Annotated in this window: 6 protein-coding genes and 1 pseudogene; all 7 read left to right on the top strand. The window is 41.9% G+C overall.

All coding sequences use genetic code 11. The features are described 5' to 3' along the window. The first annotated feature begins 828 nt into the window (after positions 1-828). The 7 genes and pseudogenes from A4S05_RS43875 (at position 829) to A4S05_RS34310 (ending at position 17,110) form a co-directional block, all read left to right on the top strand. Complete coding sequence (locus A4S05_RS43875; RefSeq protein ID WP_256091358.1) at positions 829-960, top strand: hypothetical protein; 132 nt, start codon at positions 829-831, stop codon at positions 958-960. Further along, positions 902-1,179, top strand: a pseudogene (locus tag A4S05_RS43870) (hypothetical protein). Before A4S05_RS43875 ends, A4S05_RS43870 begins: the two are co-directional and overlap by 59 nt. A gap of 221 nt (positions 1,180-1,400) precedes the next feature. Beyond that, positions 1,401-6,779, top strand: coding sequence for a type I polyketide synthase (locus A4S05_RS34330; protein WP_069074239.1), 5,379 nt, complete (start codon positions 1,401-1,403; stop codon positions 6,777-6,779). Positions 6,780-7,106: 327 nt separating this feature from the next. Then, positions 7,107-8,834, top strand: coding sequence for an SDR family NAD(P)-dependent oxidoreductase (locus A4S05_RS34325; RefSeq protein ID WP_069074238.1), 1,728 nt, complete (start codon positions 7,107-7,109; stop codon positions 8,832-8,834). Between the two features lie 188 nt (positions 8,835-9,022). Continuing rightward, positions 9,023-13,774, top strand: coding sequence for a PfaB family protein (locus A4S05_RS34320; protein WP_069074237.1), 4,752 nt, complete (start codon positions 9,023-9,025; stop codon positions 13,772-13,774). 142 nt (positions 13,775-13,916) lie between these two features. Then, on the top strand, positions 13,917-15,593 hold the full coding sequence (locus A4S05_RS34315; protein WP_069074236.1) for a PfaD family polyunsaturated fatty acid/polyketide biosynthesis protein: 1,677 nt from the start codon (positions 13,917-13,919) through the stop codon (positions 15,591-15,593). A 2-nt stretch (positions 15,594-15,595) separates the two neighbouring features. Next, the gene (locus A4S05_RS34310) at positions 15,596-17,110 is read left to right on the top strand and encodes a thioester reductase domain-containing protein (RefSeq protein WP_069074235.1); all 1,515 of its coding nucleotides are present in this window, start codon (positions 15,596-15,598) and stop codon (positions 17,108-17,110) included. The last annotated feature ends 35 nt before the right edge of the window (positions 17,111-17,145 follow it).

Here is a 17,145-nt window from a genome sequence, read left to right as displayed (position 1 = left end):
CCCTCCACAACTTCATGTGTCTCAAATCACTCTCTCTACTGCCTGATTTTTAAACCCCTACCCTTGAAAGGGGATTAAGGGGGGTAATTCGACTTGTGTGTACACGGTAGCCTTAAAAAGAGGGGAACCCGGAGTCAAAGTCCCCCAATTTATCGGGGGATTTAGGGGGATCTAAAACTTTTGATACTGACAAAAGGACTTTTAAAACATCCTCTTAGCATTCTTGTAGAGTAACCGCGAATTCCATTCGCCCTGGCTTTTTAAGCACCATTTTAAATCATGCAATCACGATTATGTTTATCAAGTAACATACTAAAAATTAATATTTGCTTTATAAATAACCACTTTGGTTTTTAACTTGACTTATATTGAAAAATAACCAAAAACTTTGACTAAATTATGATGTTTATCTGAGAAAATATACTTATGACTATTCAATTTATCTATGTATTCATTGAATTGTGATTTACTAGACAACAGATTTTCATTGTTAACTTAATTCAGCACAAACTTATGGCTAACACGTAGATAACAAAATATCTCATACATTTATAGAGTCATAAATTATACTTTTTTGCTTAATTTTATTCAAATTAATATCAGTAATTGTGGATGTTTGTTTATAAAATAACTTTAAAGAAATGATTTAGTTTCTGTAAAATATGCTAGTATTTTTATTAATTCAATGCTTTAAAGTAGTTAAACAAACTAGTTATTTAATTGAGATTTTTAAATTAAAAATAACTAAAGATAACTGCTTTGTCATTACCTTGTGACCGTTTCATTACTTGTTCAAGTTACATAAATTCGGATTCAAGGTGGTGTCTTTTGTGTAACAAGCTTGTCAACTTTCCTGGTTTAAATAGCATAAAATATATTATCCCGGACGTTGAAACTGGCTATGACATTGAACAAGATGCAGAACGTTGTCATTCACAACAGCTATGTTGCTGTGGTTAGCCTAGATAATCAAATGCTTTTGGGTGAAAAAACGTTTCTGTTCTCTTAGCTACTCCTCAGTTCCCATCACTCCAGTAGGATACCATTACTCAAAATCTTTACCATTACAAATGGATTAAATTCACTGGTCAAGCAGCTATTACACTCCAAAACTATTTTACCAGTTTTAACAACGTCTTTGACCTATTGCCACAATTTCAAGAGTCTAGCGTTGGATAACATTTTTGTGCGATGTCTACGATGGACTACGCCTACGCAGTGTGCCAAAGCCGCCTGGAAACATAAGGCTTTACCTGGCATAATTCGTAATTCGTAATTCGTAATTACTTTTTCGCCAGGATTTCATATCTGTTAACTGCTTACAAAACGAGAGCTTTTCATTATTTAGTAGGCAACAGAAATTACTGTAGCTACACAATTCACAGTACTAACTATGCCCTATGTCTGCTTATTCAATTGATACTGCCTTAACGGAGTTAGAGAGCCTGATAAATAATTGTGAACAGGCTGTGATTAAGTCTATCGAGGGAAAAAAAATGAAATCGGATAAATCAGTGTCAATCAACAAAATTAACAGACAATTACAACACAATCCTATCGCCATTGTTGGAATGGCTTCTCTATTACCTCAAGCTAGAAATTTGCGGGAATACTGGCAAAATATTGTAAACAAAATTGATTGTATTACTGATGTTCCTTCCACTCACTGGAGCGTCGAAGATTATTACGATCCAAATCCTAGAACCACTGAAGATAAAACCTATTGTAAAAGAGGCGGGTTTCTTCCAGAGGTAGATTTTAACCCGATGGAATTTGGCATCCCACCTAGCATTTTGGAAGTCACAGACGTATCGCAACTATTAAGTTTAGTGGTTGCGAAAGAAGCGATGGAAGATGCTGGCTATGGCGAAAAACGTGAGTTTAACCGCGAAATGGTTGGGGTAATCTTAGGCGTGGCTATGGCCAAGCAGTTAGGAATGCCACTGTCTGCCAGGTTGGAATATCCGATTTGGGAAAAAGCACTCAAAAGCAGTGGTTTATCTGACGAAGATACTAAAAAAATCGTCGATAAAATCAAAAGCGCTTATGTGAAATGGGATGAGAATGCTTTCCCTGGAATGTTAGCGAACGTAGTCGCGGGTAGAATTGCCAATCGCCTAAATTTTGGCGGAATGAATTGTGTAGTTGATGCCGCTTGCGCTAGTTCCTTTGGTGCTTTAAAAATGGCAATTAGCGAACTAGTTGAGCATCGCTCTGACATGATGCTGACTGGTGGTGTTGATACCGATAACACCATCATGGCTTACATCTCATTCAGCAAAACACCGGCGGTTTCTCCTAGTGAAAATGTCAAACCTTTCGATGCTAAATCTGATGGGATGATGCTGGGTGAAGGTATTGGGATGATTGTCCTCAAACGGTTGGAAGATGCTGAACGGGACAACGATAAAATCTATGCCGTAATTAAAGGTATTGGTACTTCCAGCGATGGACGTTACAAGAGCATTTATGCTCCGCGCAAAGAAGGCCAAGTTAAAGCCTTAGAACGCGCTTATGAAGATGCCGGCTTCTCTCCCGCAACTGTTGGTTTGATGGAAGCACATGGCACTGGTACAATGGCTGGAGATCCGACAGAATTCGGTTCTTTAAAAGACTACTTTGATCTACACGATGACAAAAAGCAGCACATCGCTTTGGGTAGTGTGAAATCACAAATCGGACACACAAAAGCGGCTGCGGGTGCGGCGAGTTTGATTAAAACTGCTTTGGCTTTACATCACAAAGTATTACCACCGACAATTAACATCACCGAGCCGAACCCAAAACTCAACATTAAAAATTCATCCTTTTATTTGAATACCCAAACCAGACCTTGGATTCGTCCAGAAGGGGAAGCACCAAGACGCGCAGGTGTGAGTTCCTTTGGATTTGGCGGAACCAACTATCACGTCGTTTTGGAAGAATATGAAGCTGACCAAAACGACGCTTACCGCTTACACAGTGATGCTAGTGAAGTGCTGTTGTTTGCTCCCACAGTAGAGCAATTGTTGAGCAAATCGGAAGAGATTTTAGGTAAGTTGCGATCGCCTGAAGCACCTACACACTATTCACAATTAGTCAATGAGTGCAAATCACAACAGATTCCCCTCTCTGCTCCCAGATTTGGGTTTGTCGCTGAAAATCTGGAAGAAGCTTGCAAGTTTCTGCAAACTAGCATTGACTGGCTGAAACTCAAAGGGTCAGCAGCATCTTGGGAACATCCCCAAGGGATTTATTACCGCTCCTCTGGTATGGAGTTGGGCGGAAAAGTTGTCTCTCTATTTTCTGGACAAGGTTCGCAATACCTGGAGATGGGACGCGAACTGGTGATGAATTTTCCTTTGATGCGCCGTCTGCATGGTTATATGGATAGCCTGTTGCTCAAAGATAATTTGCAGCCGTTGTCAGAGATTGTTTTTCCTCATCCTGTGTTTGGAGAGGCAGAAAAGAATGTCCAAATTGCTGCCTTGCAACGCACAGAATATGCTCAACCAGCCATCGGGGTGTTGAGTGCAGGGATGTACAGCATATTGCAACAAGCTGGGTTTAAGTCAGATTTTGTGGCGGGACATAGCTTTGGTGAATTAACCGCACTATGGGCTGCGGGAGTTTTGAGTACAGAAGATTACTTGTTCTTAGTGAAAGCTAGGGGTCAAGCAATGGCTGCACCCGAAGATCCGGATCATGATGCGGGTAGTATGTTGGCTGTCAAAGAAGACATCAGCAAAGTGGAAGCAGTGCTGAGACATTTTCCCCAGGTTGCGATCGCTAATCAAAATTCTCCAACTCAATTTGTCTTGGCTGGGCCTACCGCAGAAATAGCGAGAATCAAAGAGGCTTTACACGAGAAAGGATATACGGCTGTATTACTACCTGTTTCCGCAGCGTTCCATACACCGCTAATCGCCTTTGCTCAGAAATCCTTTGCGATCGCTACCAAGTCTGTTAAATTCCAAAGTCCCAAAATCCCTGTTTACAGCAACGTTACCAGTAAGCAGTATCCCAAGGAAGCCCAAGGTATTCAAAAGATTCTGGAAACGCACCTTTCCAACTCAGTGCTGTTTAAACAGGAAATTGAAAATATCTATGCGGCGGGTGGTACTTGCTTTGTGGAATTTGGGCCGAGGAGAATTCTGAGCAACTTGGTGAAAGAGATTCTTGGCGATCGCCCTCATATTACCGTATCTTTAAACCCCAGCACTCAAAAGAATAGCGATCGCTCTTTGCGAGAAGCGGTTGTGCAGTTGCGGGTGATTGGTTTGACTTTGAATAATCTCGATCCTTACCAACTTCCCCAAACTATTCCCCCAATTGAGACGAAGAAGACATTAAATGTTCGTTTAAACGGCATCAATTATAGATCCGAAAAAACGAAAAATGCCTTCGCTCTAGCTTTACAGGATGGGCATAAAGTCACATTACCTACTCCTGAATATTCTGAAACTGTGGCTCCTTTATTTAGCAGCCCAGGTGTGACTCCAACTCTCGCAGCGATCGAGACTAACGGACATAAAAAACTTGCCCCAGCAATGAACGGTGTGACTGCTACTATCATCGCCCAGCCAGAGCAACAGATGAATCCTGTTACCCTGTCACAACCAGCCCAGGAATCTAAGATGCAACCAACACCAGAAAAACTTACAAATTACGAACAACTTTTAGCAAGTTTAGAATATCTCCTGACACAGTTTCAGGAAAATCAAGCCGAGAATTTACAAGTTCACGGTACTTATCTCAACCATCAAATGGAATACGCTAAAGCGTTTTTCCAACTAATGCAGCAGCAGAATTCCTTGTTGAGTGAAAGTAAATCAACAGCCGAAACTGCCAAAATGAAGCTAGTTGTCATGGAAAGCTTAGAGCGTAGCATGATGCAGTTTCATTCCCAACAAGGTGAAACTCTACGCATCCATGAGCAATATCTTCAAGAGCAGTTGGAATATACTAAGAGCTTTTTCCAACTCATTCAGCAAGAATATTCTCAAATCATCTCAGGTGAGGGAGTAACGCAACTAACAGAGAAACTCAGCAATTTCACTCCGTTCACCACAGAAACAACTGTTAGTGATGCACCTACCAAGATAGTAGAAAGCCAGCCTTTGCCTGTAGCTGTTACCCAAGAACCTCTCCCGGCTGCTGTAGAGCCTGTAGTTGAAACTTCTTACTCTCCACTTCCCACTCCCCATTTTGCCACTGTCGAGACAGTCGAGCCTGTAGTTGCGCCACCTGTCCCAGTAGTAGAAGAACCCCAAGCTGAGGTTGTAGTCAAAATTAGCTCACCCCCAGTCAAGGAAGTTGTTGCAGAACCAGCACCTACAACTGCTGCACCTGTATCTGGCGCAACTATCGATATTGTTGACTTGGATAAAAATCTTTTAGCCATCACCAGCGACAAGACCGGCTACCCAGTCGAAATGCTGGAAATGGACATGGATATGGAGGCTGATTTAGGGATTGACTCTATCAAACGGGTAGAAATCTTAGGGGCGCTACAAGAAATGTACCCCAACCTACCCAAGCCCAATTTAGAAGAACTGTCAGAAAAACGCACCATCGGTCAAGTTGTAGAGTATCTGCAATCCCATGCTTCCAAAGGTGTTTCGATAGAAATTGCAGTTCACGAAGTGCAACAAGTAACTGAGATTCCAGTAGAGACTGCACCAGTAGTTGAGGTAGTTACTACACCAGAAGTAAGCGTAGTTGTCGCATTCACCCCAGAACCAGAAGTTGCTCCCGCTACAAGTGATGAATTTGCAAACTTAGGTGAAACCCTGTTAGCCATCACCAGCGATAAAACCGGTTATCCAGTCGAGATGCTGGAACTGGAAATGGACATGGAAGCCGACTTGGGGATTGACTCGATTAAACGGGTAGAAATCTTAGGGGCGATGCAAGAAACGTACCCCAACTTACCCAAACCAAATATTGAAGAACTCGGCGATCTTCGCACCATCGGTCAAATAGTTGATTACCTACAGCAGTTGGCTGGAGGTGAAAAAAAAAAGTCTGAGCCTGAGTTTGTCCAACAGCAGCCACCTCAATTAGAACATGAACTAGAGCATACTATCCAGCGCCATCCGGTCAAACTCAGAAGCCTACCACAACCTGATTATTTGGATTTCAAGTTACCAGAGGGACACATCAGTTTAATTACCGATGATGGTTCCCTCACCACTTACAAATTAGCTGAATCCCTAATCGAGAAAGGCTGGAAAGTAGTAGTTATCAGCTTTCCCCAATCGCTTCTCGTCCAGCAAGCGCCCCTACCCACAGGAGTAACCCGCGTCACCTTAGCAAACTTGAGTGAAGAACATCTCCAACAACAATTGCAAGCGATCGCATCTCACTGCGGAGCGATTGGGGCTTTCATCCATCTACATCCGATGTTTGTAGGAAATCACACCGGAAGTATTTCTTATAACGAATCAGAAAAGGCGATCGTCAAGCACGTATTTTTGATGGCGAAACACCTCAAACCCTCCCTCAACGAAGCTGCAAAGCATGGACGTAGTTGCTTCTGCACAGTTGCTCACCTTGATGGAGCCTTCGGTTTAGAGTACAAAGTCAACTTCGGTGCGATCGGCGCTGGTTTATTCGGATTAACCAAAACTCTCAGATGGGAATGGCCAAAAGTATTTACTCGTGCGATCGACCTAAGCCCCAGACTTGATGCTAAACAGTCAGTACAAAACATCATCGCCGAACTTCACGACCCCAACCTTTATATAAGTGAAGTTGGCTACGGCTCACAAGGACGAGTCACCATTATCGCCGATTAAAAACCAGATTAACGCCGTGTGCAACTTTCTCTCGAACCTAACCCCCAACCCCTTCCCTACAAGGGAAGGGGAGTAAGAATCAAAGCCTTTCTCCTTGTGGCTACGGTCGAATTACCCCCCTTAATCCCCCCTTGGAAAGGGGGGAAAAAAGAAATCTAGTTCCCTCCCCTTTACAAGGGGAGGGTTAGGGTGGGGTAAAACCCTGGTTAATCAGCTACTTCAGACTTGTGTGTACACCGTAGTCCTTTAGGGGAGAGGAATGGAAGCGAGGGTTTCAAGAATAAGTTACACATCAAACCCAATTTATGCAGGTATTCACGAGGATTTATGACACAAACAGCCCAGCTTAGTCCATCATCTGTCTTTGTCGTGAGCGGCGGTGCAAAAGGGATTACGGCTGAGTGTACTATCAGATTAGCCCAACAGCAACCCTGCAAATTCATCCTCCTCGGTCGCTCCGAACTATTAGAAACCGAGCCAGATTATGCTCAAAACTCTGATGATTCCGCATTGAAAAAATGCATCATGGAAAATCTTCTTTCTCAAGGAGAGAAGCCTACACCCATGAATGTGCAAAAAATATATAACAAAATTACCTCCAGCCGGGAAATTAAAAAGACACTAGCAGCGATTGAAAAAACCGGAGCTAAAGCAGAATATATCAGCGTCGATGTCACAGATACGCCAGCTTTACAAGAAAAACTTGCCACTGCTGTCCAACATCTCGGCCCAATTACCGGAATCATCCACGGCGCGGGAAACTTAGCTGATAAGTTAATTGAAAAGAAAACAGAAGAGGATTTTGAAAAAGTTTATACCGCCAAAGTTCAAGGTTTAGAAAACCTACTAACTTGCGTTAATCCTAATCAACTTCAGCATTTAGTTTTGTTTTCTTCCGTCACAGGCTTTTACGGAAATCCTGGACAATCTGATTATGCGATCGCAAATGAAATTCTCAACAAATCAGCCCATATTTTCAAGCAACAATATCCCTCATGTCACGTAGTCGCTATCAATTGGGGCGCTTGGGATAGTGGCATGGTGACAGCAGAATTAAAGAAGATTTTTCAAGAGCGAAAAATCGAAATAATTCCCATTGCAGTTGGGGCGCAAATGCTCGTGAAAGAAATGGATAATACCAATCACGCAACTGCACAAGTTGTTATTGGTAGCCCGCTTGTTCCCCTGGCGGCGGAGTTAGATTCAGAACTACGAACCTATCGTATTCGTCGCCAAATGACATTAGAGGCTAATCCATTTTTACACGATCATACGATTGCTGGTTCCCCAGTTTTACCAGCAACTTGTGCAATGACTTGGATTATCAATGCTTCTGAACAATTATATCCCGGTTATCGGTTGTTTAATTACCAAGATTTTAAGGTTTTAAAGGGGATTACTTTCAATGAAACATTGGCAAAGGAACATATTTTAGAAATAGAAGAAATTTCTAAAGTTAATCTTGAAAGAATCGAACTTAAAGCCAAAATTTCGAGTAAAAACCCAGAAGGGAGAATCCATTTTCATTTTAGCGCTCAACTCAATCTCCAGCGAGAAATCCCAGATGCACCAATCTATGAATCTCTCAATCTCGAACAAGATAACATCATCACGGCGACAGGAAAAGCTTTTTACCAAAATGGTGGGGCGACATTATTTCACGGCCCCGGTTTTCAAGAAGTTAAGAGAGTTTTAAACATCAGTCCTGAAAGAATCACTACAGAATGTCTTTGGCCAGAACTCACCGCACAGGAACAAGGACAATTCCCCGTCCAATGGGTAAATCCTTACACCACTGACTTGAGTATGCACGCTTTATGGATTTGGACACAACACTTTCATGAAGAAGGTTGTTTACCTGGAAAAGTAGAGAAATTTGAACAGTTTGAAATGATACCACATAACGAAACATTTTATGTTTCTTGTGAAGTACTAGCTAAGACACCAAGCAGTGCGATCGCAAACTTTATCATACACGACCGCCAAGGTAAAATCTATTCACGAATGCTCGGCGCTCATGCCATTATTTGGTCAATGAAAATGCTCAGAAGCTAGTAATCTGTCAAGTTTAAAGTTCGTAGTAAGGACTTTAGTGCTTCTTAATATAAGCACTAAAGTGCTTACTACAAACTATCAAAATCTTAGGATTGCTATAACTTGCCTCGTTTAAAGTTTGGGGAACAGCGTAAATCCTGCCTGTTAATTATCTCTTGCTAAATACCCAAACTCGGAGCATATAAATCGTGGAAAAAATAGCCATCATCGCATTGTCATGCCTATTCCCCGATGCAAAGAATCCTGAAGAATACTGGCAAAACATCGTTAATCAAAAAGATTCGACATCCTCTGCAACCGTCGAAGAAATCGGAGTAGATCCGACGATATTTCATAATCCAGTCAAAGGTACACCAGACAAAACTTATTCCCTCAAAGGCGGATACATCCGCAATTTCCAGTTTAACCCCTCCGAATATAATCTACCATCAGAATTTGTTGATGGCTTAGATAACACCTTCAAATGGTCATTGTATGCCGCTAAACAAGCAATTGAACAAAGTGGTTATTGGGGTAATCAAACTGTCCTGGCAAAATGCGGTGTAATTTTAGGTAATTTGTCATTCCCGACAAAACTATCTAATCAATTATTCTCGCCAATTTACCAGCAAGCTATTAATCCTGCTGTCAGAGAACTTTTGCAGCATGAAGACTTTGATTTAGCTACTTTACCAAGTGCAACCAAAGCATCTTTATACAATGCGATGATATCTGGTTTACCAGCATCTATCGTTGCTCAAGCTCTATCTCTATCTCAGATTAATTTATGTCTGGATGCTGCTTGTTCATCTTCATTTTATGCCATTAAACTAGCATCTCATTACTTATGGTCACACAAAGCTGATGTCATGTTAGCTGGAGCCATCAGTTGTGCAGATTCCCTATTCGTGCGGATGTTATTTTCCGGCGTTCAAGGGTATGCAGAAAACGGTATTAGCCGCCCCTTAGATAAATCCTCTAGAGGGCTAATTCCCGCCGACGGTGTTGGAATGGTAATGCTGAAGAGATATTCTGATGCCGTTAGAGATGGCGACAATATTCTCGCTACCATCTGCGGTAATGGACTATCGAATGATGGTAAAGGTAAACATTTACTCAGTCCAAATCCTAAAGGACAAGTCCTAGCTTTTGAACGAGCCTATAATGAGGCGAAATTTAGTCCTAAAACCATCGATTACCTAGAGTGTCATGCCACTGGCACATTGCTAGGAGATACAACCGAATTTAACTCCATCGAAACATTCTTTGGTCAAAACCAAGCCGCGCCTCTGGTGGGTTCTGCCAAAGCCAATACTGGTCACTTGTTAACTGCTGCTGGCATGGTTGGCTTGACTAAAGTGATTTTGAGTATGTCTCATGGTGTAATTCCAGCAACCATGAATGTTTCGGAACCTTTAACATCAGAAAAAGGTACAATTTCCGCCGATAAAATTGTTAGAACTGCTACAGCATGGCCTAATAATAATACCCCAATAAAACGGGCGGCTATTAGCGCTTTTGGTTTTGGCGGGACTAATTCTCATCTGATTTTAGAACAAGGAAATACAACACAATCAGTTGAATCAACTCCGCCTGTTCCACCTACCAAAGTTGCCATTGTCGGCATGGATGCCTTTTTTGGTAATTGCAATGGTTTGGATGCTTTTGAACGCAGCATTTATGATGGAACACAGCATTTTACTTCCTTACCACCTCAAAGATGGCATGGTATAGAAAATCAAGAAAGTGTGCTAAAAGAGTACGGTTTAACAGACGGGAAAGCACCAGTAGGGGCATATATCAAGGATTTTGAAATCGATACTTTATCGTGCAAAATCCCACCGAATGAGATAGAGAAATTAAACCCACAACAATTGTTGCTCCTGAAAGTTAGCGATCGCGCCGTCAAAGATGCGAAACTACAGGAAGGTGGCAATGTAGCGGTTATAGTCGCCGCCGAGACAGAATTCTCTGTGCATCAGCTACAGCAAAGATGGAATCTATCTTGGCAAGTTAAGGACGGCTTACTCAACCAAGGAATTTCTCTACCTGCTGAACACCTGGCGCAACTGGAAACCATTGTCAAAGATAGCATCCACCAACCAGTAGAAATCGGCGAATATGTCAGTCACATCGCCAACATTATGGCGAGTCGAATTTCTGCTTTGTGGAATTTCACTGGCCCTGCATTCACCGTCAGCGCTGGCGAAAATTCCGCCCTCAAGGCGTTGGAAGTTGCCCAAATGCTACTCGCTACGGGAGAAGTAGATGCAGTCGTTGTGGGTGCAGTAGATTTAGCCGGTGGTGTGGAAAATGTCTTGTTCCGCAGCCAATTTGCACCAATTAATACGGGTGTAAATACGTTGGGTTACGACCAACAAGCAAATGGTTGGACGGTTGGCGAAGGTGCTGGTGCTGTTGTCCTCAAGCGCTACGAAGCTGCTAAAGAAGATAATGAGCGCATCTATGCAGTAATTGATGCTATGAGTTTCGCGCAAGGTAATTCTACTTTGAGTGACGCTTTGGTAAAACCTGATGCTTCAGCTATCAGTGATGTCTGCAAACAAGCTTTCCAGATGGCGGAGATTCAACCCACAGAGGTGAACTATGTGGAAGTCTATGGTAGCGGCGTTCCTCAGGAGGATGAAGCGGAAATCACAGGTTTACTGCAAGCTTATCCGAAAGTGGGCAATGGTCTGCACTGTGCATTAGGTAGCGTCAAAGCCAATATCGGTCACACCTATACAGCATCAGGAATTGCTAGCTTAATCAAAACCGCTCTCTGTCTTTATTACAGGTATATTCCCGCCACACCCAAATGGTCTGGTGTCAAAACACCGCAAGTATGGGAAGGTAGTCCTTTCTATGTGGCAATGGAATCAAGACCTTGGTTTGTCGATAAAGGCGGCACACGCAGAATAGCAGCAATTAATAGCATGGGTATAGATTGCAGTTACGCCCATTTAATCTTATCGGAGGAACCCAGCCAAGAGGAACGGGACAACAGATATTTGCAACAAATGCCTTTTCATCTGTTTCCGATAGCAGTTAGCGATCGCACCACCATCTCCGATCTTCTCAACAATCTCCAAAATACCATAGAAGCGAGTTCTTCTTTATCAGCTACCGCCAGCGAGACATTCGCTACTTTTCAACAGCATTCTAATCCCAAATACGTCTTATCAATCACAGGACGTAACACAAAAGATTTACTCAAAGAAATTGAATCTGCCCGCAAAGGTATAAATAATGCCTTTGAAAACGGCACAGATTGGCAAACACCACTAGGAAGTTATTTCACCGCGAAACCATTAGGTAAAACTGGAGCAGTTGCTTACGTTTATCCCGCCGCAGTCAATTCTTATATTGGCATTGGTCGTACCGTCTTCCGGTTATTTCCGAAAGTCTTCGAGGATTTAAAAAGTAACAATCTTTACAACCGGGCTGCCGATGTTGAAAAGCTAGTTTATCCCAGAAGCTTACCTAAATTAACAACCAGGCAATTAGAAACTCTTGAAAAGCAATTGTTAGATGATTCCCTAGCAATGTTTGAAAGTGAAATCGCCTTTGCTAGATACATGACGGCAATTTTCCGAGATGATTTTAAAGTCAAGCCGCAATCTGTATTTGGGTATAGTTTGGGTGAAACTAGTATGATGGTTGCCCAAGGAGTTTGGAGTGATTTTGAGGGTGGAAGTAATACCTTAAACTCATCACCTCTATTTGGCGATAAGTTATCTGGACCGAAAAATGCTGTGCGGGAATATTGGGGATTAACCGATTCACCAAACAACAATCTTTGGAATACCTATGTTCTCATGGCTACTCCATCGCAAGTTAGAGAATGCCTGAAACATGAGAATCGTGTCTACTTAACTCAAATCAACACACCAGAAGAAGTATTAATCGCTGGTGACGATGCCGCCTGTAAGCGAGTGATTGCGACTTTAGGCTGTAATGCCTTCCCCGCGCCCTTCGACCATGTGATACATTGTGAAGCGATGCGATCGCAGTACGAGGAAATCAAGAAGGTAAACACCTTACCATCGCAGAATCTTCCCGGTATCGTTTTTTACTCAGCCGCCGATTATCAACCAATTACACTTGATAGCGATACCATTGCCCACAACATCGCCAAAGGGTTGTGCCAAGAACTTGATTTTCCGCAATTAGTTAATCGTGTCTATGGTGATGGAGTCAAAATATTTCTAGAAGCAGGCGCAGGTAATGTCTGTTCGCGATGGATTGATAAAATTCTCGGCAACCAAGAACATATCACAGTTTCTCTAAATCGTAGAGGGATGGATGACCATGCTGCAATGGTCAAAGCATTAGCAAAACTACTCAGTCATCAGGTGAATGTCGATTTATCACCGTTGTACAACAAAGCTCAAGGAACTGCTAATCAAAATAAAGCAACATTGAGAACAGTTACCTTGGGTGGAAAAGCAATCGCTGCTACAATTTTGAGTGAAGAAAATCGCCAGATTGTTAAAGATTTGGTTGAGGATATTAAATGCGAACGCTTCAAAATACAGCATCCAAATATACCTAATCTCCAACAACCTGAAATCACAGATTTTCTTAATACTTCCAAACACATAACCCAAGAAGAAACTTATTCCTCTAACATCTTGCCTCAGCCAGAAGAAGTAAAACCGAAAAATATCATTGATAACGTTTTTGAACCGAAAGAACAATTACAATCTTCTGAGTCAAGCGCAATTAGACAGCCAATTCCTCTTTCTTCTGCACCTGTCATAACTCGAAAAATTAGTAGCATCATCAGCATGTTCGATTTAAATAAGACCCAGTATCAAAAGCTCAATGCTAATAATTCAAAGATAACTAAAGCACACACTGCCTTCTTACAAGCTAGACAAGATTACAGTCAGCAAATGAGCGAAATAATTCAATTGCAACTAGCTTGCGCCCAAAACTTACTTAACGACGAATCTTGACATAAGTCTACATACTTCAACCGTCAATAACCTTGGGTAAGGGGAAAGGTGGATTGATAAAAGGAAAATATTTCTTCCCCATTCCCTATTCCCCACTCCCCACTCCCCTTATTTAATAATTGTAATCCGAGGGATAACTGCCGTGACAACCGTAGATACGGTACTAAGTAAACACGATAATGGCCTTAATTTTTCTTCCTGGTCATATAACAAAAACCAGGTTTGGAAAGGTTCTTTAGAAACTGTATCTTTTGAGAAACAAACCATCAAAGATAAATTGATGGTGTTAAATAAACCCTGCTACATCGTGAAAGTTGCCGGAAAAATCGGTGTCACAAACGAGGGGTATTTATGCCCTGGTGATAATGGCACAACAGCACAAGTAGAACTACTAACATTTGCAGCCCCAATCCGCATTCAACAATTTGGAGATCCCAATTTTCTCTCCTCTCATGGAGTAAAATATGCTTACGTTACAGGTGCAATGGCTGGCGGAATTGCTTCCGAAGAAATGGTCATTGCACTCGGAAAAGAGCAAATTTTGAGTTCCTTTGGTGCAGGTGGTTTAACTCCAGAACGTTTGGAAGCAGCCATCAATCGCATCCAACAAGCTTTACCTCAAGGTCCCTACGCATTTAATCTAATCCACAGTCCCAACGAACCTGCGATTGAACGCCGCGCTGTGGATTTATACCTCAAATATCAAGTGAGAACAGTAGAAGCATCTGCATTTCTCGACTTAACCCCCAACATTGTTTATTACCGTGTTGCTGGATTGGGGTTGAATAGCGCCAATCAAATTGAAATCAAAAATAAAGTCATTGCCAAAATTTCTCGTCGAGAAGTTGCTACTAAATTTCTGCAACCAGCACCAGCGAGAATCCTCAAAGAACTTCTCCAACAAGGGTTAATTACTGAGTTACAAGCAACTCTTGCAACTAAAGTTCCGATGGCTGATGATATTACCGTCGAAGCTGATTCTGGAGGTCATACAGATAACCGTCCCCTGGTTTGTTTGCTGCCTTCTATTATTGCCTTGCGGGATGAAATTCAAGCACAATATCATTACCAAACACCAATCAGAATCGGCGTTGCAGGGGGAATTGGGACACCACAATCAGCATTAGCAGCCTTTATGATGGGTGCTGCTTATATAATGACCGGTTCCATTAATCAGTCATGTGTTGAATCTGGGGCTTGTGAACATACCAAAAAGTTACTAGCCCAAGCAGAAATGGCTGATATGATTATGGCCCCAGCAGCCGATATGTTTGAAATGGGAGTCAAATTGCAAGTTCTCAAACGGGGTACGATGTTCCCCATGCGAGCGCAGAAATTATTTGAACTCTACCGCGCTTATGATTCCATTGAAAGCATCCCCCTTGCAGAAAGAGAGAAATTAGAAAAGCAAGTTTTTCGCAAAACTATCGCTGAAGTATGGGAAGGAACTGCGGCTTATTTGTCCCAAAAGAATCCTGAGAAACTTGGGAAAGCAGTCAATAATCCTAAACTGAAAATGGCGTTGATTTTCCGCTGGTATCTAGGATTATCTTCTCGTTGGTCTAGTTCTGGTGAAAAAGGTAGAGAAGTCGATTATCAAATTTGGTGTGGCCCGGCAATGGGCGGTTTCAATGACTGGGTACGCGGTTCTTATTTGTCTGAACCAAATAATCGTCAGGTAGTTGATGTTGCTAATCAAATTATGACTGGTGCAGCCTTTTTGTACCGCGTCCAAAATTTGAAAATTCAAGGGCTGCAAACTTCCGATTATTACAGTCAATATCACCCTGTTCGTTCTACATCCTTGTTGGAGATTTAAAAATGACTATAAAACAGTCTTTCACAGCAGACGATATTCAAAGATTTTTGGTATCTAACTTAGCTAAGTTGCTAGGAGTCGCAACTGATGAAATAGATGTCAAAGAACATTTAGAAAACTATGGCTTGGATTCAGCCCAAGCAATGATTCTAGTCAGTAACTTAGAAAAGTTGCTCGGATTTCAACCCTCTCCGTTGCTGCTGTGGCATTATCCAAATATTGAAGCTCTTTCACAGCGTTTAGCTGAAGAAGTGCAAGATGGTTCGCCAGTTCAAGATACAAAGGTAGTAGCCTCTAATGCCAACACTGCACCCTCTGTTCTAGATTTAGGTGCTGAGGCTGTTCTTGACCCTACCATCCATCCTGGTGCTGCATCTAATGTGCTTGTGGGTGAACCCAAGAACATCTTTTTAACTGGCGGAACAGGCTTTTTAGGAGCCTTTATCATCCGGGAATTGCTACAAGAAACCAATGCGGATATCTATTGCTTGGTGCGTGCTGCTAATGCTGAAGAAGGCAAAAGCAAACTCCAAAAGAATCTGGAACAGTATGCTATTTGGCAGGAAGAATTTACCTCCAGAATTATTCCGATTGTCGGCGATTTATCTCAACCATTGTTAGGTATTGGTTCGGAACAGTTTCAAATTTTAGCTGCCAATATTGATACTATATATCATAGTGCTGCTTTGTTGAATTATGTTTTCCCATACTCTGCACTGAAAGCAGCCAATGTTTTAGGAACTCAAGAAGTTTTGAGATTGGCTTGTCAAATTAAAGTCAAGCCTGTACATTACGTTTCCAGTGTTGCTGTTTTTGAATCTACTGCTTATGCTGGCAAGGTTGTTAAAGAACAGGATGAATTCAATCATTGGGAAGGTATTTATCTGGGTTACTCACAAACAAAATGGGTTGCTGAAAAGTTAGTTAAAATTGCTCGTGACCGTGGGCTTCCTGTAACTATCCACAGACCACCACTGATTTCAGGTGATAGCAAAACAGGCATTTGTAACACACATGACTTTATCAATTTGATGACCAAGGGCTGTCTACAAATGGGATATTTCCCTGATGTAGATTATATGCTGGATATGTCACCTGTGGACTATGTAAGTAAAGCCATTGTTTATCTATCACGCCAAAAAGAATCCATAGGTAAGGCTTTCAATTTACAACATCCTCAACCCGCCTCTTTGAAAATGCTCGTTGAGTGGATACGCTCTTTTGGTTATTCAGTTGAGATGATTCCTTACGAAAAATGGCAATCTGAGTTAATCAATAATGTCACTTCTGCTGACAATCCTTTGTACACTCTGCGGCCATTTTTATTGGAACGTTGGTCTGATGAACAACTGACTATTCCTGATTTGTATTTACAAGCTAGAAGACCCCATATTAGCTGCCAAGATACTCTTCATGCATTGGCAGGTAGTTCTATTGCTTGTCCTCCCATTGACTCTCAATTGTTTATGACTTATACTTCCTACTTGATTCAAAGCGGCTTCTTGAATCTCGCTTAGAAATTCACAACTTGCGTAGGATGTGTTAGGAACGT

It is taken from the genome of Nostoc sp. KVJ20 (assembly GCF_001712795.1).
Lineage (GTDB): Bacteria > Cyanobacteriota > Cyanobacteriia > Cyanobacteriales > Nostocaceae > Nostoc.
The sequence above is the reverse complement of the archived record's forward strand: the minus strand, read 5'-3'. Positions and strand labels throughout refer to the sequence as shown.